The sequence below is a fragment of the Actinomadura sp. 7K507 genome, from assembly GCF_004348425.1.
Classification (GTDB): domain Bacteria; phylum Actinomycetota; class Actinomycetes; order Streptosporangiales; family Streptosporangiaceae; genus Spirillospora.
In genome coordinates this window covers 29,316-48,595 of sequence record NZ_SMKK01000035.1, presented here as the reverse complement: position 1 = coordinate 48,595, position 19,280 = coordinate 29,316, and the positions used below count along the sequence as shown (strand labels likewise).

Genomic DNA, 19,280 nt, shown 5'->3' with positions numbered 1-19,280 from the left:
GACCTCGCCTCCTGCCCTGCTCGTACCGGTCGAACCGGCGCGAGCAGGGCAGGAGGCGAGGTCGCATCACGCGACGGCGGTCCCCTCCAACTCGACCATCAGGGTGGGGATCGCCAGCCGCGTCACCCCGAGCATCGTGGTGGCCGGCGCCACCCCGGCGGCGCCCAGCCGCGACGCCAGCACGCCGTAGTGCTGGAAGAGCAGGTCGACGTCGGTGGTGTAGACGTTCAGCCGGACGAGGTCCGCCAGGGACATGCCGGCTTCGCCGAGAACGGCCTCCAGGTTGTCGAGGGTCAGCGCCAGCTGCGCCGCCATGTCACCGTCATGCTGGGGCTTGCCGTCGCCGCTCATCGCGGTCTGCCCGGAGCAGTACAGGGTCCGGGCGTGCCCGGAGACGATCTCGCCCTGGTGGTACCCCAGTTCCGCCGACCACGTCCACGGGTTGACCGCCGTTCGCTCCATAGCCACACCAGCTCCATTCGATTCGTCGACGACACTTATGTCCATCGGCTCGGTAGCCGCCTGTTCCGACGTCGTGTCGAGAGCCTCCCAACGAATCACGACATCCTGTGTCGTGTATTCCTGTTAAGTTCTCGTATGCGCGCCGACCGGCTGGTCTCCCTGGTGCTGCTGCTGCGCCAGCGCGGCCGGCTGTCCGCGGCCACGCTCGCTCGCGAGCTGGAGGTGTCCACCCGCACCGTGCTGCGCGACATCGAGGCACTGTCCGCGGCCGGCGTCCCGGTCTACGCCGAACGCGGCCGGCACGGCGGTTTCGCGCTGCTGCCCGGTTTCCGGACGGAGCTCATCGGGCTGAGCCACGACGAGGCCCTCGCCCTGCTGATCGCCGGATCGCGGCGCGGCGCGCAGGCGTTCGGGCTCGGGTCGGCGCTCGCTTCGGCCATGCTCAAGGTGGTCGACGCGCTGCCCGAGACTCACCGGGACGCCGCGGCCGGCGTGGCCGAGCGGCTGCTGATCGACCCCGAGACCGACCTGCTGTCGCGCCGCGTGGCCGCCGAGGAGGTGCCCGACGCCATCGTGGCCGAGGTCCGGCGCGCGGTGTTCGCCGGACACAGGCTGCGCATCCGCTACGCGGCCACGGACCAGGAGCCGCGGTGGCGCACGGTCGACCCGATCGGCCTGGTCACCGTGCGCGACCTTGGCTACTTGCTGGCAACGAGATCCGGCGCGGACCGCACCTACCGGCTGTCCCGCATCCTGGCCGCCCGGGAACTCGACGAACCCGCACAGCGCCCGGACCGGGTCGATCTGGACCGGACCTGGCAGGAACGCAGCACGCGGTTCCGGACCGGCGGCGACCGAGTCACCGTGCTGGTACGGCTGCACCCGGCACGGCGGGAAGACCTGCTGGACACGGCGCTGGCCGTGCTGGCCGAAGAGACCGACGCGGACGGCCGACTGCGGCTCACGGTGACCTTCCAGGATCCGAGACACGCCGAATGGGCTCTGTGGCAGCTCGCCGCGAACGCCGAAGCCCTGGCTCCGCAGTGGTTGCGCAGCTCCCTGCGCGACCGCGCCGCCGCGATCGCCGCACGCTACGAAGCGTCCTCCGAATCATGACCGGAAACGATCAGGATTCGAGAAGTGCGTCCCCGATGCCCGCGCCTAGCATGGCCGCATGGCTTACGTCGAATTCGTCACCCTGGAGGTGACCGACCTCACGGCCGCCGGACACTTCTACGCGAACGCCCTCGATCTGGACGACCGGGTGCGGCTGGACTCCTCGGAGGCACCGACCAGCGGCTTCCGCGGGTTCACGATGTCGATCATCGTCGCCCAGCCGGCCAACGGCGACGCCCTGATCGACGCCGCCCTCGACGCCGGAGCCACCTCGCTGAAACCGGCCAAGAAGTCGCTCTGGGGCTACGGCGGCGCCGTGCGAGCCCCGGACGGGACCGTCTGGACGGTCGCGTCCTCGTCGAAGAAGGACACCGGCCCGGCCTCCCGGAAGATCGACGACATCGTGCTCCAGCTCGGGGTCGAGGACGTCGCCGCGAGCAAGAGGTTCTACGTCGACCAGGGCCTCGAAGCGACGAAGAGCTACGGCGGCAAGTACGTCGAGTTCTCCGATCCGTCGAGTCCCGTCAAGCTGTCGCTGTACAAGCGCCGCGGCCTCGCCAAGGTCGCCGGCGTCGACCCCGAGGGCAGCGGATCGCACCGGCTCCGGATCGGCAGCGAGGCCGGCCCGTTCACCGACCCGGACGACTTCGCGTGGGTGTCCTCGAAGTCCTGATCAAGGCGGGCCGTTCCGCTTCACGGCCTTGTACACGCCGGGGACGGAGCGCACGACCAGCCGGTCGAGCCGCTCACTCCGCCGCGACCGTCTCCGGGGAGGTCGTGCCGGCGACGATGTCGTCGGCGAGCGGCAGGACCACCGCGGCGATCTCGGCGATGGTCTCCTCGGGAACGCCCGCCTCGGCGAGTGAGGCCACCAGGTGCTCGGCGACCCGGTCGAAGTGCCGGCGCTCGATGCCCAGCCCGAGGTGGACCGCTTTCATCGTGCCGCCCTGGTAGACCATCGGCCCGCCGAGCGCCTGGCCGAAGAACTCGACCTGGCGGCCTTTCAGCTTGCCGACGTTCATCCCGGCGAAGAACGGGTTCAGCATCTCGTCGGCGATGATCTTCTCGTAGAGGCCGTCCACCACCGTGGTCAGGGCCTCTTCTCCGCCGATCGACTCGTAGATGCTCATTCCAGCCTCCTCGTCGCGCGGCCACTTATTGGCACCTCGCCAATAGCCGCGGGCCCCAGGGTACGGTGATCACGGTGAGGACGCCAGTGCCTGAAGCGGCCCGCCCGGCGGCGACGGAGGAACCCGGTCAGTCTTCGTCCTGCCGCGGCTGTTCGGCCGTCGCCGCCTCGCCGCTTTCGGGCGGCGCCTCCACCGACAGGGTGAGGCGCGCGAACCAGAATCGGAGGACGTCGGTGAGCGTGTAGCGCACGTACAGGGCGCTGCCGACGATGCAGGCGCAGATGCCGCCCAGCCCCATCGCCAGGGCGTCCCGCTGGCGGAGCGCGTCGGTGGTGCTCATGGACAGCAGGTAGGCGGCGACCCCCGCCACCAGGCCCGCGACCATGAGGACGACGCCGGACCGCAGCCACAGCCGGGCCCGGCCGGCCGACGGGTCGGGGATGCGCAGCTCGGCCATCTGGCGGACGAACCGGTCCGCGCGGGTCTCCACCGCCCCGCTACCGGCCGTCCCGGCCGCGGGCGGCTCGGTCGTGGACTTCGTCGATGTCTCGGTCATGTCGCACTTCCCAGATAGAGGGCCGACAGATCGGCCAGGAGGTCGTCGCCGGGGGCGTCCACGCGCTCGATCCGGCCGTTCACCATCACCGCCGCCAGGTCGCAGATCTCCAGCACGGTGCTGGCGAACTGCTCGACCACGAGCACCGCGACGCCGCTCCGCGCGATCTCGACGACCAGCCCGTACAACTCGGCGACCACCAGCGGGGCGAGGCCCATGGACAGCTCGTCGATCAGCAGGACGGCCGGGTCGGCCGCCAGCCCGCGCGCCAGCGCGAGCATCTGCTGCTCACCGCCGGACAGCGTCCCGGCGGCCTGCCGCCGCCGCTCGGCGAGCCTGGGGAACCGGGTGTAGGCGATCTCCTCCACGGTGGCCCGGTCCACGCCGGCGCAGGTCATCATCCAGAGGTTCTCGCGCACGGTCAGGTTGGGGAAGACGCCCCGCCCCTCGGGGATCAGGCACACCCCGCGCCGCGCCAGCTCGACCGGGTCGGCGCCGGTCAGGGCCCGCCCGCCGACGCGGACCTCACCGCGGTCGGCCGGGTGGAGGCCCGCCGCGATGTTCAGGGTGGTGCTCTTCCCCGCGCCGTTCGGGCCGAGCAGGGCCACGATCTCCCCCGCGCCCACGGACAGGTCGACGCCGTGCAGCACGCTGATGCGCCCGTAGGAGGCATGGACGCCGGAAAGTTCGAGCAGGCCGCGGCGGCGATCCGTCATGACGCGGTCCCCAGGTAGGCGTCCAGCACCGCGGAGTCGGCGCGGATACGGTCGGGCGGGCCGCTGGCGATCACCTTGCCGAGGTCCAGGACGTGCACGACGTCGCAGGCGGCCATGACGAGGCGCATGTCGTGCTCGACAAGGACGACCGCGAGCCCGCCGGCGGCCAGCTCGCGCAGCAGCTCCCCGAACCGCCCGGTCTCGTGCTCGTCCTGGCCGGAGGCCGGCTCGTCGAGCAGCAGGACCTTGGGCCGGACGGCGAGCGCCCGGCCCAGCTCGATGAGGCGCGCGCGGCCGGTGGGCACCGCGTCGGCCCGCACGTCGGCGATGTCCTCCAGGCCGAGCCTGCGCAGGATCCCGTCGACGGGCGGGCCCCCGCGCCGGAACTCGGCGGCGACCCGCAGGTTGTCGAGCACGGACAGGTGTCCGAAGACCTCCAGCCGCTGGAAGGTGCGGCCGAGGCCGCGGCGGGACCGGGCGGCGGGGCCGCGCCGGGTCACGTCCGTCCCGTCGAGGACGACGCGTCCCGACTTGGGCCGGACGAGCCCGGAGACCACGTTGAACAGCGTGGTCTTGCCGGCGCCGTTGGGGCCGATCAGTCCCGTGACCTGACCGGCCTCCGCCGCGAGGTCCACCTCCGACAGGGCGACGTTGCCGCCGAACCGGACGGTCACCGCCCTAGCTTCGAGCAAGGCCATCGAGGATCTCCTCCCGGTCTGAGGGCTTCCAGGGCCGCCGGACGCCGCGCCACTCCAGCGGCACGTCGGCGGGCGTCTTCGGCGGCCGCGGCCTGACCGCTTCGCGCAGCGCGAGGATCGCGGCGACCGACCCGAACGCCAGCACCCAGCCGTCGACGACGTCGAGCAGGCGCAGCCCCCACAGCGTCCCGACGATCGCGGCGAGCGGGGCCCAGAAGCGGCGGAGCGGGTCCCACGAATCCCGGAAGTAGGGGACGACGCCCTGGGGATGCCGTCCCATGCCGATCCCCGCGAGCCCGACCAGCAGCGACGACACGTGGTGCGCCCCGGGCCACAGCGCGGTGACCGCGGGCATGATCCCGGCCAGGTTCACGCCGGCGAAGAAGCCCGACCCGACCGCGGCCATCCCGCCGATGATCACCAGCAGGAAGATCGGCAGCCCGGCCACCAGGGTGAAGTGGTCCGGTGTGATGCTGCGCGCCTGCATGCCGTACAGCGCGCCGCCGAGCCCGGCGATCGCCGCCGACAGCGCGAACACCGCGACCTTGGTGACCAGCAGCCGTCCGCCCAGGGTGGCGCAGGCGGCCTCGCTGTCGCGCATCGCGATGAGGCGGCGCCCGAAGAAGCCGCGGCGGACCGCGGCGACCAGCAGGCACAGCGCCGCGAGCACGGCCGCGGCGAACATCATCTGGACGCGCTGCCCCGAGAAGATCGGGGTCACCTCGTTGCTGCCCCCGCTGAACAGCCAGTCCACGGGCATCGTGAAGATCCAGCCGTCGAGGATCAGCGCGAACGCGGCGGTGGCGAGGGCCAGGTAGATTCCCGACAGCCGCAGCGCCGGGATCGCGATCAGCGCGCCCACCACGGCCGAGACCGCGACCACGGCGAGCAGCGCGAGGGGGTTGCCGCTCGCCCCCACGCCGGCCCAGACGACCGCGCCGATGCCGGCCAGGCCGAGCTGGGCGAGCGAGATCTGCCCGGAGAAGCCGGTCAGGACGACGATGGACAGCCCGATGACCGACATCGGGAAGATCTGCCCGTAGGTGATCACGTCGGGGTCGCTGAGCGTGGTGGCGAGGATGGCCGCGAACACCATCAGGCAGGCGCCGAACACCAGCGTGCCCTTGATCGTCGGGGTGGGCAGCGAGCGGGTGATCCGGACGCTCCCCCGCACCCGGGGGTTGGGGAACAGCAGCAGGACGACGAAGAGCAGCAGCGCCGGCGCGGCGATCCGCAGCCCGGGGAGGTACTCGTTCTGCGGAAGGTAGCCGGTGAGGTAGCTCTCGGTGCAGCCCACCACCATGGCGCCGACGAAAGCCATCGGCAGGCTCCGCAGCCGCCCGAAGATGGCGGCGGCGTACGCGCTGACGATGAGCAGGGACAGGTTGGCGGCGTCCAGGGGGATGCTCGGCGCGATGAGGATGCCGCCGAGCGCGGCCAGCACCGTGCCCAGTACCCACGCCGCCTGGGCGGACACGACGGGGTCGCCGCCGTTGAGCCGCGCGAGGGCCGGGTCGTCGACCGTCGCGCGCATCCCGACGCCGAGCCGCGTGCCGTACAGGACCGCGTACAGCCCGATCGCCACGACCGCCGCGACCACCAGCGTGACGAGCTGGTGCCACGTCATCGTCGCCGGGCCCAGCCGGATCGCCGGCCGGTCGGCGAAGAACGGCATGAGCGGACGGGCGACGTTCGGGTCCCAGATCCACCGGGCCATCGCGATCAGCCCCGTCAGCAGGGCGATCGTCACCACCAGCCGCTCGACCTCGCCCACACCCTGGACCGGGCGCATGATGACCCGCTCGACCAGCAGGCCGAAGAGCGGGGCGAGGACGAGCAGCACCAGTGCGAGCGCGATCGGGACCGGCAGGCCCCACCCTCCGGTCAGCTGCCAGTAGGCGAACGCCGCCAGCATCCCCGCCGCGCCGTGGGCGAAGTTGAAGATGCCGGTGGTCGTGTAGGTCAGGACCAGCCCGCTGCTGATGACCGCGTAGATGCCGCCGGTGCTGAGACCGACGATCCCGAAGGTGAGGAACTTGTCCATGATCGCGGCCGGTCCTACTTCAGGTCCGCCATGGTCTTGCCGACGTCCTTCAGCGTCAGCGGGCTCGGGTATTCGCCGGTGTACTTGTGTGAGACGTCCTCGCACCGGTAGGCGCCGCTGTTGGCTCCGAAGTCCGCGGGCTCCCAGCCGTCGGGCGTCGCGTGGACGGCGTTCCAGCATTTCGGCGGTGAGGCCGGATCCGACAGGTCCAGCGGCGCCCGCAGGCCGCCCGCCGTCCACTCGGTCTCCTTCTTGGCGTTCTCGAGCACGCACGCGCGGGTCAGTTCGTCGCAGGCCCCGGCCGCCTTGGCGAACAGCAGCCAGGCCGAGAAGGAGCGCAGCACCGGGAGGTTGACCTCGGCGTCCGGCGCGTACTGCTTGAACATGGTGACGAGCTGCTGGGTCGCCGGGTTGGCGGCGGCCTTCTCCAGCGGGTGCATGCCGCTGATGTCGGCGTACGAGGGCTGGCTCTTCAGGGCCGCGCCTGCCAGCTGGATGAACTGGGGACCGTAGGCGTTGTTGGTGGTGTCGATCCAGTCGAGCTTGTGGCCGATGCTGGTGAGCGACTGCACCAGCTTGGCCAGATGGTCGAGCTGCCCGAGGAAGACCAGGCCCTTGACCTTCTTGTCCTTCATGGCCTGCGCGAACGGCGTCCAGTCCGACACGCCCCTGACCGGGTACAGCCCGGTGTAGGTGACCTTGCCTCCGACTCCCGCGACGGTCTCCGTGTGCTGGCCGATCATGACCTTGGTGACGGGCGAGTCGCCCGCGATGACGCCCACGTCGCTCTTCGAGGACGGGTACTTCTCGTTGATCAGCCAGCTGTAGAAGCCCGCGTAGTCGTTGTAGCCGAGCGCGGCGCCGTTCGCCATCACCTGGAGGTCGGCGCCGCGTGCCTGCGCCTGGCTCGACTGCGCGGGGAACTCGGGAAGCATGCACGTCAGCCGGGTCTCGACACCCTGCCCGTCCAGCCCGGCGGAGCCGCCGGCGAGCACGAAGTCGCTCTTGCACGCCTCGGTCATGCGCTGGCGGACCTCCATCAGCCTGGCGTCGCGGGTGACGGGGACGATCTTGCGCCCGTCGATGCCCCCGGCCGCGTTGCACCACTCGGTGAACACCTTGGCGGCGTCCACCATCTCCGGCTTCTTGCTGAAGCCCATGTCGGTGAAGACGCCCACCTTGATCTCGGAGTCGGTGACGCCCTGGGCGCCGGACGGCTTGGGCTCACCCGGCCCGCAAACGTTCTTCAGCGTGCCGAGGTCCTGCTTCGGGACGGCCGCGGCCGAATCGCCGCCGTCGTTCTCGGTGCCGCCTCGCGCGCCGCATCCGGCGAGCGCGATGACGAGCAGCCCGATGATCAAAGGTCTCAACATTCCTCCTCGTGAACCGAACCCCGATGTCGGTGATCAGGTGACCGCGTCCACCGCTGTGAGGGCGCGTGCGCGGTCCCGGTCCGGGCCGGGGCCCTTGGGGTCTCCTCGGCCTGGGCGGCGAATTCGGGAGCGAAGCCGAGCCGTGAGTCGATGACGTCGCGGGAGCGGGGCGCGCGCCGGCCTGAGCGGTCGCGGCGTCCGGGGCCCGGCCGGCCCCCTCGCCCTGCGTCCAGACATCGCATCCCGCCTCCTCGATGGCTGGAAACTACATTCTCACTGCAAGCAAATCAAGCATTCAGAATTGAGAATGTACATGTCAGGAGAGACCGGGCGCCGCACTCCTCACCGCCGTGACGGAGGCCGGTCGAGGGAGCACGCGAGGAGCGCGTTCAGCGCAGGCCGGGCCGCCGCGGCGGCCACCCGGAGGGCGCCACCGCGGTCCGCGGGGCTCTCACCTCGGACGGCGCCGGCGGAGGAGCCGTCTCAAAATATGTTTCGAAACCGTCTCACAACCGACTCAAAATCACCCGGATGCGGCGCGCTCACCCAGGTGACGGTAGATCGTGGCGCGGGAGACGCCCAGCCGCTCGGCGATCTGGCCGACGCTGTGGCCGCCCTCCGCGTACATGCGCCGGGCGAGTTCGGCCTTGGCCTCGTCCATCACGCTCGGCCGGCCCGCCCGCCGTTTGGCGGGCGGAGGGGTGCGCGGCCCCAGTTCCGCTTCCTCCCGCGTGACCAGTCCGGACGTGGTGGGATCGTCGAGGAGGGCCCACACCCCGGCCAGGATCTCCGCGCGCAGCCGGTCGATCGGGACGTCACGGCAGAAGAAGACCGGATCGCCCAGCATCGCGAAGATCTGCACCGCGCGCACGCGGACGCTGATGTCGGGGTCCGGTCCGACGAAGTCGTCATGGACCCGCTGCATCAGGGAGATGAACTGCAGGAACGTGCCGTCCTGCGTCAGTATCGCCAGGTCTTGCACGATCACGTACAGCAGCTTGCGGTTGCGGATGTAGACGTCGAGCGCGCCCTCGATCAGCTCGCGCCGGGCCTGCACCCGGTCCTCGACGCGCGATGCGTGGGCGAGCACGTCCTCCAGCTCCTCTGTGAGCGGCTCGCACAGCGTCGCCAGCAGGGCGGCCTTGGACGGGAAGTGGTAGAAGACGGCGGCCTTGGTGATGTCCAGGCGGTCCGCGATCTCCCGCATCGAGCTGCCCTGGTAGCCGCGTTCGGAGAACAGGTCCAGCGCGGTCTCCAGGATCCGACCCCGCGTATCCGGCCACTTCTTCTCGTTCACCGTTTCAACGTAACCCGCTTGGCCCCGCGCGGGGGCACCCTCTACCATCGATACTGACCGGAGGTCAGTAATTGAACGCCCACCGGCGGGGACGGCTGACCATGAGGAAAGGGGACCCATCGCGCCATGACCGAAGCCATCCGTGTAAGCGAACTGACCAAGAGCTTTGGCGACGTGCGGGCGCTGGACCGGCTGGATCTCACCGTCCGGACGGGCGAGGTGCACGGCTTCCTGGGCCCGAACGGCGCTGGGAAGTCGACCACCATCCGGGTGCTGCTGGGCCTGCTGCGCCGCGACTCGGGCGAGGTGAGCCTGCTCGGCGGCGACCCCTGGCGGGACGCCGTCGAACTGCACCGGCGGCTGGCCTACGTCCCAGGCGACGTCAACCTGTGGGGCAACCTGTCCGGCGGGGAGGCCATCGACCTGTTCGGCTCCCTGCGCGGCGGGCTCGACCGCGCCCGCCGCGACGAGCTCGTCCGGCGCTTCCAGCTCGACCCCACCAAGAAGTGCCGCACCTACTCCAAGGGCAACCGGCAGAAGGTGGCGCTGGTCGCGGCGTTCTCGTCCGACGTGGAGCTCTACATCCTGGACGAGCCCACGTCCGGGCTGGACCCGCTGATGGATTCGGTGTTCCAGGACTGCGTCGGCCAAGCCAAGGAACGCGGCCGCACCGTCCTGCTCTCCAGCCACATCCTGGCCGAGGTGGAGAAGCTGTGCGACGGCGTGTCCATCATCCGCGACGGCCACACGGTCGAGTCGGGCACGCTGGCCGAGCTGCGCCACCTGACCCGCACGACGATGACCGTGCGGACCGCGCTGCCGCCCACCGAGCTTGACCGCTTCGAAGGCGTGCACGACCTGCGCATCGAGGACGGCGACGAGACCAGGGCGACCTTCGAGGTGGAGACCGGCGCGCTCGCCGACGTCCACCGCTACCTCGCCGAGCACGGCGTGCGGGACCTCACCAGCCATCCGCCCACCCTCGAGGAACTGTTCATGCGGCACTACGGCGACCAGGACGCGGCCACGGTGGAGAGCGTCCGATGACGACGTTCACCGCGACCTTCCGCCTGGCGCGGCTGGCGCTGCGCCGCGACCGCGTGCAGCTGCCCCTGTGGCTGCTCGGCCTGACCGCGGTCACGGGCCTGGTGGCCTCCAGCATCTCCGGCCTCTACCAGACCGAGGAGGAGCAGGCCGCCTACGCCCGGTCGAACGTCTCCAGCGCGGTCTCCCGGGTGTTCAACGGCGTCGTCCCGGAAGCGAACCAGGGCGGCATCGTCGTCGCCGAGACATACAGCCTCGTCGCCATCCTCACCGCGCTGATGAGCATCCTGATGGTGGTGCGGCACACCCGGCAGAACGAGGAGACCGGACGGGCCGAGATGATCGGCTCGATGATCGTCGGGCGGCACGCGGCGCTGTCGGCCGCGCTGCTGGTCACGCTGGGCGCCAACGCGCTGCTGGCGGCGCTGGTGACCGCCGCGCTGGCGGCCGGCGGGCTGCCCGCCGCCGGATCGCTGATGCTGGGCGCCGCGATCGGCGCGACCGGCGCCTCCTTCGCGGGCGTCGCCGCCGTGACCGCGCAGATCACCGAGAGCGCGCGCGCCGCCAACGGCATCGCCGCCGCCGTCCTCGGCCTGACCTACCTGCTGCGCGGCCTCGGGGACGGCCTCGCCCCGGCCGAGGCCGGCGCCCTGCGGGTAACCAGCCTGTGGCCGTCCTGGCTCTCGCCGCTCGGCTGGGCGCAACGCACCGAGCCGTTCGCCGCCGACCGGCCCTGGCCATTGCTCCTGCACGCCACGCTGCTGATCGTGCTGGTCGCGACGGCGTACCGGCTCACCGACCACCGCGACGTGGGCACCGGGATGCTGCCGGTACGCCGCGGCCCGGCCACCGCCCCGCCCGGCCTCCTCAGCCCGCTGGGCCTGGCCTGGCGGCTGCAGCGCGGCGTCCTGTACGGCTGGGCCGCCGGGATGCTGGTGGTCGGCGGGATGCTGGGCGCGGTCGGCGACCAGGCCGAGGAACTGCTCGGCACCAGCGACGACCTGACCGAGATCATCGGCCGGCTGGGCGGCTCGGGCGACCTGGTGGACGCCTACTTCTCCGCGATGCTGAGCCTCACCGGCGTGATCATCGCCGGGTACACCGTCCAGGCGCTGCTGCGGATGCGGGCCGAGGAGACCGGCCCGCTGGAGGGGGTGCTGGCCACGGCGGTGAGCCGCCCCCGGTGGATGGCCGCGCACATCGCCTGCGCGATGCTCGGGACCGCCGCCGTGCTCGCCGTCAACGGGCTGGCCGGCGGCCTGGCGTACGCGGCGGCGGCCGGCTCCTTCGACAAGGTGCCCGCGCTGCTCGGCGCGTCCATGGTGCAGCTGCCCGCGACGCTGGCGCTGGCCGGCTTCGCCGTGGCGGCGATCGGCCTGCTGCCGAAGTGGTCGGTGGCGATCTCCTGGACGGCGCTGGCCGTGTGCCTGCTCATCGGCCAGGTCGGCCCGATCCTGGAACTGCCGCAATGGGCCACGAACCTGTCCCCGTTCACCCACACCCCGGCCCTGCCGTCGTCCGACCTGACCCTGCTGCCCCTGGCCGCACTGGCCGCGGGCGCCGCCGCCCTGACGGCGGCCGGCCTGGCCGCCTTCCGCCGCCGCGACCTGACCTTCTGACCCGCGTGCCCCCGCTCCAGCCGTCCCCCGACGGCTGGAGCGGGGGCCGGTGGAGAGACCGGTGCGGAGGAGCCGCGGGTCCGGCCCGCACCGGCGGCCGCGTGCTCAGTGCCGGCGTTCGAGGTAGCCGGCGATCGATTCGGCCAGCACGGCGCGCGCCTCGTCGATGTCGGTCCAGGTGCTCAGGTGCTGTTCCAGGTAGAGGCCGCGGACGGCGGCCGGCAGGAGGTGACGCACGCGCTCCAGCCGGTAGGCGTCGACGACGAGCCCGCGGAACGACCGCGCGTAGGCGCGCCGCCAGTGCCGGTCCCAGCGGTTGAGCTGTTCGGCCGTCCGCGGGTACGTCTCGGTGAACTCGGCCGTGTTGCGGGGCAGCAGGCTTCGCAGCGACGCCACCGCCCGGCCGGGGCGCGAGTCGAGACCGGACCAGAGGGCGTCGACGATCCGGCTCATCCGCTCGGCGACGGACCCGTCGTCCATCTCCTTCCACGGCAGCATGTCCCCGTGGCTACCCAGCTCTTCGAGGACCGCGGCCCAGAGCCCGTCGACGTCGCCGAACTGGTGCTGGACCGTGCCCCATGTGACTCCGGCGCGCTTCGCGACGAGGTTGGCGCTGACGTCGCCACCGTGCTCGCTGTCGGCGAGCATGTCGATCGCGGTTCCGATCACCCGGGCACGGGTCTCCAGGCCGCGCCGGTTGAGCCGGGCTCCCCGCGCGTTCAGCGGGCTGCCGGCGACGCCGGGGCCCGTCGCGCCCTCCCGGTCCGCGGCCCGCGGCTCCGCGGCCGGGTCGATCGGGGGTTCGGTCACGGAGCGATTGTAGATCGGGCGCCATGGCGAGGAGGGCTCGACATAGATATGTCTATGTAACGCTTGGTGGCCTCACCGCTTCCGGTATACGGTCTGCGCATGACGAGCCGCCAATTCCCTGAAGCAGCCGCCGTGGGCGTCGGCGGCTTCGTCCGCGACGAGACGCCGACCGACGAGGTGAACCAGCGCGAAGCGGTGCTGGAGTCGCTGACCGGAACCGTCCGCGAGCTGATCGACGCCACGATCCGCACGACCGTCGACGACGACGAGGTGCACCGGGTCCGCGACGACCTGGACGCACTCGTCGCCCGGCTGCGGACCGGCCAGCTGCCCGGTCCCGCCGGCATCAGGTACAACTCCGAACTCCGATCCTGGAACTGGGGCAATGCCGTGATGGGCGCGGCGAACGCGATCGCTCCGCCCCTCAACGTCGTCCACGGCCCGTCCGGATGCCACGCCGACGTGGTCCTCGGCGCGGCCTACGAGGGTCCCCCCGGCCTGGTGCACGGCGGAGTCTCCGCCATGCTCCTCGACCACATCATGGGAGAGACGGCGTCCGGGATGCGCCGGACGACCTTCACGGGGACCCTCACCACGCGGTACCGGCGGGGCACTCCCCTCGGCCCGCTGCGCTTCGAAGCGCACATCGCCGGCGAGGAGCGGCGCAAGGTGTTCGTGGCCGGAACGATCTCCGACGCCGACGGGGTGACCGTCGAGGCCGACGGGATCTTCATCCAGCCGGCGGGGACACCGACCGCCGACGGCTGACATAGAGACCGCTATGCCTCTGCCCGTCGTGGCCGCAACCGGAAGGGGATTCTCATGAGGTCGCTCGCGGACGGCGGCGGCGTCGCCGTCGTCACCGGATCGTCGCGCGGCATCGGTCTCGCGGTGGCCCGCGCGCTGGCGGGCGCGGGAGCGTCCGTCGTGATCAACGGACGTGATCAGGCGGCCGTCGACGACGCCGTCACCGCGCTGGACGAATCAGGACGCGTCGTCGGCGTGACCGGCTCCGCCGCCGACCCCGGCGTCGTCGACTCGCTCCTCGACGCGGCGCGAAAGCTCGGGACTCCCGACATCCTCGTCAACTGCGCGGGCACCCCCGAACCCACCGCGTCCTCCATCCTGGACATCGCGGTCGACGACTGGCGCTCGCTCATCGACTCCCATCTCCACGCGACCTTCCTGACCTGCCGGGCCTTCGCGCCGCTCATGGCCGAGGCGGGACGGGGCTGGATCGTCAACACCAGTTCGCACGCGTTCACCGGGGCCTTCGGAGGGACCGGCTACCCGGCGGGCAAGGGAGCCGTGACCAGCCTGACCTACGCACTCGCGGCCGAACTACGCGAACACGGTGTCCGGGTGAACGCGGTATGCCCCGGAGCGGAGACGCGCCTGTCGAGCGGCCCGGACTACGAGGCCAACATCGAACGGCTGCACCGGCGAGGCATCCTCGACGACCTCATGCACGCCGGCGCGCAGGCACCGCCTCCCGCCGAGTACGTCGCGCAGCTCTACCTCTTCCTCGCGACCACCGAGTCGGCCGCCGTCACGGGCCGCGTCTTCGCCGGCGCGGGCGGCTACATCGGCGAGTTCCCCCGCCCGGCCGAGCAGTACCTCGGCTGGCGAGACCACGAGACCTCCCCGCCGTGGACCCCCGACGAGATCGCCACCCTGATCCAAGCGGCCGACAACTGACGCTCACTCCGTCCGCGGACCGGCGTCCACCGGATCGCGCCCTACCGCCGCCTCACGAGACGACCTCCTAGCCGCAGTACCTCCACTGCGTCGTGGTGGTGCCGTAGATCCCGCCGCCATAGATCGCCTTGATGGAGCCCGTCCACCTGATGCACGTACCGGGGGCGTAGCCGCTGGCCGCCGCGTAGTGGGCGTAGTTCCCCTCGTCCTTGATGGTCTTCATCCCCTGACGTTCCAGCACCGCCTCCGTGTAGCTGGCGACACCGTCCGCCCGGCCGACCCTCAGGGTGACCACGCAGTTCTCCTGATAGGTGCCGTTCCACAGCACGTAGACCTCGCCCAAGGGCATGTTGTTGCCGTCATCCCAGAGATCCTCCCTGGTGAGGGTCTTGTATGCGCCGTTCGGCCAGCCGCACCCAAGCTCCGAAACGACGGCCTGGCCCAGCGTGTGCGCCGAGGCGGGCGAGGCCACGAAGGTGATCGAGGCGAGCGCAAGACCGAGAGCCAAACCGAACCGCACGAGTACGCGCTGGTACATCCGAGACATGAGGGGTCCTCCCGCCGGTTACATCCGCTCCGGCGGGAGCCGCCCCCACACGACGGTGCCGCATGCTGATTGGCGGGATCGCCGCATGGTCGTAGGCCGAGCCCCCGCCAGCTTGGCTTCAGTATCCTGCGACCCGCACGCACCCTCCTTGACGGTGCGTGCACACTTCCTTAACGCCCGATCCACTTCGCGGCACCGACGTAGTCTTGTCTCGTCTTGTCAAACGGTCACTCCCGGCCCACCGTCCGGTGAAGCCCGAGGCCAAGTTGGCGTGACGGCCTCGGACGAGACCGGATGGTGACAGGCCACCCAGTGGTCCGGGCCGACGTTGCGGAGCCTCGGCTCCTCTTCGCGGCACCGGTCGGTTGCCAGCAGGCAGCGGGTGTTGAACCTGCAGCCGGCCGGGGGCGAGATGAGCGAGGGGACCTCGGACCTGGGCGCCACCTTGCTGACGATGCCCCGGGCGGCCGCAGCCGGCAGGGCCGAGATCAGCGTGTGCGTGTACGGGTGACGCGGCTCGGCGAACAGGGTCGATGGGGGTGCCAGCTCGCAGGTCTTGCCGAGGTAGAGGACCAGGATCCTGTCGCTGAGGAAGTTGACCACGCCGAGGTCATGGGAAATGAACATCATCGACAGATCCAGCTCGCGTCGCAGCCGCTTGAGCAGGTTCAGAACCTGAGCCTGGACGGAGACGTCCAGCGCGGAGACCGGCTCGTCGCACACCAGCAGCCGCGGCTCGACCGCCAGCGCGCGCGCAATGCTCACACGCTGGCATTGGCCGCCCGAGAGTTCCTCAGGGAACCGGTCGCGGAGGGCAGGGTCGAGGCCGACGGACCGCATGACCGCCTCGACACGGCCGTCCACGTCGGGCTGACCCCAGATCCGGATGCCCTCGGCGATCGTCTCGCCGACGCGCCGGCGGGGGTTCAGGGACGCCCGCGGTGCCTGGAAGACGAGCTGCATGTCGCGCCGATGCCGACGCATCCACCCCGCCGAGCGGCCGGAAATCTCCTCACCACCCAGGTGCACCGAGCCGGATGCACGTTTGGCGAGCTGCATGACCGCCATCGCGGCCGATGACTTCCCGCAGCCGGACTCCCCGACAACCCCGAGTGTCTCTCCCCGGGCGATGTCGAAGCTCAGGTCGGAGACCGCCTGCAGGGTGACGCCTCGGCGGATCTTGTGCCGCACATCGAGGCCTTCGACCCGCAGCACCGCGTCGCCGCGCAGGTGTTCACGTCCGCTACCAGCCACGTCAGTTCTCCTCTCGCGGGCCGATCGCCAGCGGATCCGGCTCCGCGGGCTCGAGCGGGTGCCAGCACGCGAAGCGCTGCTCGGCACCGGGGTGCGCCCGCACCAGCGGCGGCGACTCCAGGTGACATCGTTGCGTCGCCGCCGGGCAGCGGGCGGCGAACACGCAGCCGGGCTCGTCCCCCACCGGCGGGGCCGGCTGCCCGCTGATGACCGGGAGCTCGTCAGCGCCCTCGAAAGGGTCGGGGACCGCGTCGAGCAACGCGCGGGTGTACCACATCCGGGGGTTGGACAGCACGTTCTCGGCCGGGCCGCTCTCGACGACCCGCCCCCGATACATGACCACGACGTCATCGGCCCAGTGGGCCACCAGTGGCAGGTCGTGGCTGATCAGGACCATCGCCGCGCCCCGCGTGTCCCGCAGGTCGTGCAGCAGCCGGAGAACCTGATCCTGGACTGTCACGTCGAGTGCGGTCGTGGGTTCGTCGGCCAGGAGCAGGTTCGGCTCACCGACCAGGGCCATCGCGATCAGCACCCGCTGGCGTATACCGCCCGACAGCTGGTGAGGGTACTGCCCGAGCCGGCGCCCGGGGTCGGTGAGCCCGACATCCGCGAGCAGCGCCCGCGCCCGCTCATCCGCCTCGCGGCGCCCGATACCGAACTGGAGGCGCATCGCCTCGCGCATCTGGCTGCCGATCGTGCGGACCGGGTTCAATGCTGCCGATGTGTCCTGGACGACCAACCCGACCCGCGACCGGGTGAACGCCGCGAACTCGGCGTCGCTGAGCCCGGTGACCTCGGTGCCGCCGAACCACGCGCGCCCGCCGCTTTCGACCACGTTCCCGCCGACGATCCTCAGGAACGACCGGATCAGCACCGATTTCCCCGATCCGGACTCACCGACGATCCCGAGCGTGCGACCGGGTGCCACGCGCACCGAGACCCGGTCCACGGCACGGAGCCGCCCCTGGGGTGTGGCGAACACGGTCCGCATGTCCTGCAGGCACAACGCTGAGGTGGAAGGGTCGTCGACGGGGTCGTCGAGTGCGCTCTCGCGGGCCTTCGCACCGGCCACCGGCGGAGCCGCCGGCTCGGCGACGTCGACGGAAACGGACTTCCGGCCCGCCAGGGTCACATCGTGGAGCCAGTTCAGGGCCAGGACGGTGACGACCATGAAGGTCGCAGGCACCAAGGTCGCCCACACGCTCCCGTCCAGGCTGGCCCGTCCCTCCTCGATCATCCCGCCCCAGGTGGGCGTCGGTGGCCGGACCGAGAGCCCGAGGAACGCGAGGCTGCCTTCGGCGACGATCACCACGCCGACGAGGAGGAACGCGAACGAGACCACTGGCCGCAGGATGTTCGGCACGACGTCGCGCCGGATCGTCCGCAGGGCCTTGGCGCCCAGGACCTGGCTGGCGGTGACGAACTCCCGGTCCCGGATCGCGATCGTGCTGCCGCGGACCAGACGCGCCGCCGGAGGTGCGCTCAGCAGACCCAGTACCAGGGTCACCGTCACCAGGGAGGGGCCGAGGAAGGTGACGACCATCAGCGCGATCACCAGGCTGGGGAAGGCCAGCATCGCGTCCACGATGGTCGTCACGACCGTGTCGACCCAGCCGCGGCAGTACCCGGCGAGGGTGCCCAGGAAGCCGCCGACGAGCATCGCCACGACCGTGGCCCCCAGCCCGACGATGAGCGAGACCCGGGCTCCAAGGGCCACCCGCGCCATGAGGTCCCTGCCCAATGCGTCGGTGCCCAGCGGGTTGTCCCAGGACGGGCCGGACCGGGGCGGGCCGTCGAGTGTCTCCAGCGGGTCCGCCAGCGGCAGGATCCCGGCCGACAACGCGAACACGACGACGAAGGCCAGCCAGACCGCACAGCTCCAGAACAGCAGACCGCGTCGCGCGGTCCTGGTGTCCGCGAGGTCACCGAGCTTGGCTGCGACGGTAGTCGTCTCACTCATCCGCGGATCCTCGGGTCGACCACGGCGTACAGCACGTCGACGCTCAGGTTGATGACGACGTAAGCGAACGCGATCACCACGACGGCGCCCTGCACGGTCACGAAGTCGCGCGACAGGCTCGCGTCGATCAGCAGGCTGCCCAGCCCCGGGAGGCCGAACAGACTCTCCACGATGACCGATCCCCCCATCATCGCCCCCAGGCTGAGCCCGATCACGGTGAGCAGCGACGTAAAGGAAGGCCGCAGCGCGTGACGCCACAGCACGCGCCAGCGTCCGTACCCCCGCACCCTGGCCAGCACGATGTAGTCCTCCTTCAGTGTTGCGCTCAAATCCACGTGCAGCATCCGGTAGAACAAGGCGATCTGGCCCAGCGCCAGGGTCAGCACAGGCAGGATGATCGACCGTACGTGCGGCCCCAGTCCGTCCTCGAGTGGCTTGTAGCCGCTCACTGGCAGCCAGCCGAGCTTCAAACCGACCAAGGCCGCCAGCCCGATGCCGATCACGAAGGTCGGGCTCGACAAGAACACCAGGCTGATCCCTGAGGCGAGCCGGGCGCTGAGGCCGCTCGGCTTGTCGGCCGTCAACAGTGCCAGCGCCAGGGCCACCGCCAGCGCGAGCACGATCGAGATGACCAGCAGCTCGAGGGTGAGCGGCAGCCGCTGGCCGATCGCCTCGCTGACCGACCTGCCACTCGTCACCGACTCCCCCAGGTCGCCCTGGAGCGCGGCGACGAGCCACTCGCCGTAGCGGTACAACGGGTTCTGGTTCAGGTTCATCGCCTCGCGCAGCTCCACGAGGGCCTCCTCGGTCGCCCCGGTGCCCAGGATGGCCAGCGCCGGATCACCGGGCAGCAGGTTGATCAGGAACTGCGCCAAGAAGCTGACGGCGATCAGGACGACTAGGAGCCGGGTTGCGCGCAACGCGAACGAACCCGCGACATGGGCGCTCATCCGCTA

The 19,280-nt window shown here is 71.1% G+C and carries 19 protein-coding genes; 6 read left to right on the top strand and 13 right to left on the bottom strand.

The window, feature by feature from the left end; all coding sequences use genetic code 11:
- Positions 1–66: 66 nt before the first annotated feature.
- On the bottom strand, positions 67–462 hold the full coding sequence (locus E1285_RS10900) for a RidA family protein (protein ID WP_132150766.1): 396 nt from the start codon (positions 460–462) through the stop codon (positions 67–69).
- Positions 463–597: 135 nt separating this feature from the next.
- Here E1285_RS10900 and E1285_RS10895 point away from each other — a divergent pair, with 135 nt between their 5' ends.
- Together E1285_RS10895 and E1285_RS10890 are read left to right on the top strand one after the other, a co-directional pair.
- Positions 598–1,578 (top strand): WYL domain-containing protein, encoded by a 981-nt coding sequence (locus E1285_RS10895; protein ID WP_132150758.1) that lies wholly within the window; start codon positions 598–600, stop codon positions 1,576–1,578.
- A 58-nt stretch (positions 1,579–1,636) separates the two neighbouring features.
- Positions 1,637–2,251: a glyoxalase gene (locus E1285_RS10890; RefSeq protein ID WP_132150756.1), complete on the top strand. Its 615-nt coding sequence runs from the start codon at positions 1,637–1,639 to the stop codon at positions 2,249–2,251.
- Between the two features lie 73 nt (positions 2,252–2,324).
- On the opposite strand, the gene E1285_RS10885 is transcribed toward E1285_RS10890, so the two are convergent.
- The 7 genes from E1285_RS10885 to E1285_RS10855 form a co-directional block, all read right to left on the bottom strand.
- Positions 2,325–2,708, bottom strand: a complete 384-nt coding sequence (locus E1285_RS10885; RefSeq protein WP_132150754.1) for a group 1 truncated hemoglobin — start codon at positions 2,706–2,708, stop codon at positions 2,325–2,327.
- 127 nt (positions 2,709–2,835) lie between these two features.
- Entirely contained in the window at positions 2,836–3,264 is a 429-nt protein-coding gene (locus tag E1285_RS46545) for a hypothetical protein (RefSeq protein WP_207946525.1), read from the bottom strand.
- Positions 3,261–3,980, bottom strand: coding sequence for an ABC transporter ATP-binding protein (locus E1285_RS10875; protein ID WP_132150752.1), 720 nt, complete (start codon positions 3,978–3,980; stop codon positions 3,261–3,263). Before E1285_RS10875 ends, E1285_RS46545 begins: the two co-directional genes overlap by 4 nt.
- The gene (locus E1285_RS10870; RefSeq protein ID WP_132150750.1) at positions 3,977–4,678 is read right to left on the bottom strand and encodes an ABC transporter ATP-binding protein; all 702 of its coding nucleotides are present in this window, start codon (positions 4,676–4,678) and stop codon (positions 3,977–3,979) included. The genes E1285_RS10875 and E1285_RS10870 overlap by 4 nt, the downstream gene beginning before the upstream one ends.
- Positions 4,659–6,722 (bottom strand): ABC transporter permease, encoded by a 2,064-nt coding sequence (locus tag E1285_RS10865; RefSeq protein ID WP_132150748.1) that lies wholly within the window; start codon positions 6,720–6,722, stop codon positions 4,659–4,661. The genes E1285_RS10870 and E1285_RS10865 overlap by 20 nt, the downstream gene beginning before the upstream one ends.
- 14 nt (positions 6,723–6,736) lie before the next feature.
- The gene (locus E1285_RS10860) at positions 6,737–8,095 is read right to left on the bottom strand and encodes an ABC transporter substrate-binding protein (protein ID WP_132150746.1); all 1,359 of its coding nucleotides are present in this window, start codon (positions 8,093–8,095) and stop codon (positions 6,737–6,739) included.
- A gap of 523 nt (positions 8,096–8,618) precedes the next feature.
- Positions 8,619–9,392, bottom strand: a complete 774-nt coding sequence (locus E1285_RS10855; protein WP_165966550.1) for a TetR family transcriptional regulator — start codon at positions 9,390–9,392, stop codon at positions 8,619–8,621.
- Between the two features lie 126 nt (positions 9,393–9,518).
- Here E1285_RS10855 and E1285_RS10850 point away from each other — a divergent pair, with 126 nt between their 5' ends.
- The gene (locus E1285_RS10850) at positions 9,519–10,439 is read left to right on the top strand and encodes an ABC transporter ATP-binding protein (protein WP_132150742.1); all 921 of its coding nucleotides are present in this window, start codon (positions 9,519–9,521) and stop codon (positions 10,437–10,439) included.
- On the top strand, positions 10,436–12,055 hold the full coding sequence (locus E1285_RS45475) for an anibiotic ABC transporter (protein ID WP_165966549.1): 1,620 nt from the start codon (positions 10,436–10,438) through the stop codon (positions 12,053–12,055). The genes E1285_RS10850 and E1285_RS45475 overlap by 4 nt, the downstream gene beginning before the upstream one ends.
- A 105-nt stretch (positions 12,056–12,160) precedes the next feature.
- Here E1285_RS45475 and E1285_RS10840 read toward each other — a convergent pair whose 3' ends face one another.
- A complete protein-coding gene (locus E1285_RS10840; protein ID WP_207946524.1) occupies positions 12,161–12,865 on the bottom strand; it encodes a TetR/AcrR family transcriptional regulator in 705 nt (234 codons plus the stop codon).
- A 99-nt stretch (positions 12,866–12,964) separates the two neighbouring features.
- Between E1285_RS10840 and E1285_RS10835 the strand changes: the two genes are divergently transcribed.
- Positions 12,965–13,633: a PaaI family thioesterase gene (locus tag E1285_RS10835; protein ID WP_132150740.1), complete on the top strand. Its 669-nt coding sequence runs from the start codon at positions 12,965–12,967 to the stop codon at positions 13,631–13,633.
- A 54-nt stretch (positions 13,634–13,687) separates the two neighbouring features.
- Positions 13,688–14,563 (top strand): SDR family oxidoreductase, encoded by an 876-nt coding sequence (locus tag E1285_RS10830; protein WP_132150738.1) that lies wholly within the window; start codon positions 13,688–13,690, stop codon positions 14,561–14,563.
- Positions 14,564–14,630: 67 nt separating this feature from the next.
- Here E1285_RS10830 and E1285_RS10825 read toward each other — a convergent pair whose 3' ends face one another.
- The 4 genes from E1285_RS10825 to E1285_RS10810 form a co-directional block, all read right to left on the bottom strand.
- Positions 14,631–15,110, bottom strand: a complete 480-nt coding sequence (locus E1285_RS10825) for a hypothetical protein (RefSeq protein WP_132150736.1) — start codon at positions 15,108–15,110, stop codon at positions 14,631–14,633.
- A 219-nt stretch (positions 15,111–15,329) separates the two neighbouring features.
- Positions 15,330–16,364 (bottom strand): ABC transporter ATP-binding protein, encoded by a 1,035-nt coding sequence (locus E1285_RS10820; RefSeq protein WP_132150734.1) that lies wholly within the window; start codon positions 16,362–16,364, stop codon positions 15,330–15,332.
- A gap of 1 nt (position 16,365) precedes the next feature.
- On the bottom strand, positions 16,366–18,324 hold the full coding sequence (locus tag E1285_RS10815) for a dipeptide/oligopeptide/nickel ABC transporter permease/ATP-binding protein (protein ID WP_132150732.1): 1,959 nt from the start codon (positions 18,322–18,324) through the stop codon (positions 16,366–16,368).
- Entirely contained in the window at positions 18,321–19,274 is a 954-nt protein-coding gene (locus E1285_RS10810; RefSeq protein WP_132150730.1) for an ABC transporter permease, read from the bottom strand. Before E1285_RS10810 ends, E1285_RS10815 begins: the two co-directional genes overlap by 4 nt.
- Positions 19,275–19,280: the final 6 nt, after the last annotated feature.

Bases quoted from the DNA above. Each gene is read 5' to 3' on its own strand.
- E1285_RS10885 (WP_132150754.1), bottom strand. From the start codon at position 2,708: ATGAGCATCTACGAGTCGATCGGCGGAGAAGAGGCCCTGACCACGGTG.
- E1285_RS10810 (WP_132150730.1), bottom strand. From the start codon at position 19,274: ATGAGCGCCCATGTCGCGGGTTCGTTCGCGTTGCGCGCAACCCGGCTC.
- E1285_RS46545 (WP_207946525.1), bottom strand. From the start codon at position 3,264: ATGACCGAGACATCGACGAAGTCCACGACCGAGCCGCCCGCGGCCGGG.
- E1285_RS10865 (WP_132150748.1), bottom strand. From the start codon at position 6,722: ATGGACAAGTTCCTCACCTTCGGGATCGTCGGTCTCAGCACCGGCGGC.
- E1285_RS10835 (WP_132150740.1), top strand. From the start codon at position 12,965: ATGACGAGCCGCCAATTCCCTGAAGCAGCCGCCGTGGGCGTCGGCGGC.
- E1285_RS10830 (WP_132150738.1), top strand. From the start codon at position 13,688: ATGAGGTCGCTCGCGGACGGCGGCGGCGTCGCCGTCGTCACCGGATCG.
- E1285_RS10850 (WP_132150742.1), top strand. From the start codon at position 9,519: ATGACCGAAGCCATCCGTGTAAGCGAACTGACCAAGAGCTTTGGCGAC.
- E1285_RS10895 (WP_132150758.1), top strand. From the start codon at position 598: ATGCGCGCCGACCGGCTGGTCTCCCTGGTGCTGCTGCTGCGCCAGCGC.
- E1285_RS10825 (WP_132150736.1), bottom strand. From the start codon at position 15,110: ATGTCTCGGATGTACCAGCGCGTACTCGTGCGGTTCGGTTTGGCTCTC.
- E1285_RS10875 (WP_132150752.1), bottom strand. From the start codon at position 3,980: ATGACGGATCGCCGCCGCGGCCTGCTCGAACTTTCCGGCGTCCATGCC.
- E1285_RS10870 (WP_132150750.1), bottom strand. From the start codon at position 4,678: ATGGCCTTGCTCGAAGCTAGGGCGGTGACCGTCCGGTTCGGCGGCAAC.
- E1285_RS10860 (WP_132150746.1), bottom strand. From the start codon at position 8,095: ATGTTGAGACCTTTGATCATCGGGCTGCTCGTCATCGCGCTCGCCGGA.
- E1285_RS45475 (WP_165966549.1), top strand. From the start codon at position 10,436: ATGACGACGTTCACCGCGACCTTCCGCCTGGCGCGGCTGGCGCTGCGC.
- E1285_RS10900 (WP_132150766.1), bottom strand. From the start codon at position 462: ATGGAGCGAACGGCGGTCAACCCGTGGACGTGGTCGGCGGAACTGGGG.
- E1285_RS10815 (WP_132150732.1), bottom strand. From the start codon at position 18,324: ATGAGTGAGACGACTACCGTCGCAGCCAAGCTCGGTGACCTCGCGGAC.
- E1285_RS10890 (WP_132150756.1), top strand. From the start codon at position 1,637: ATGGCTTACGTCGAATTCGTCACCCTGGAGGTGACCGACCTCACGGCC.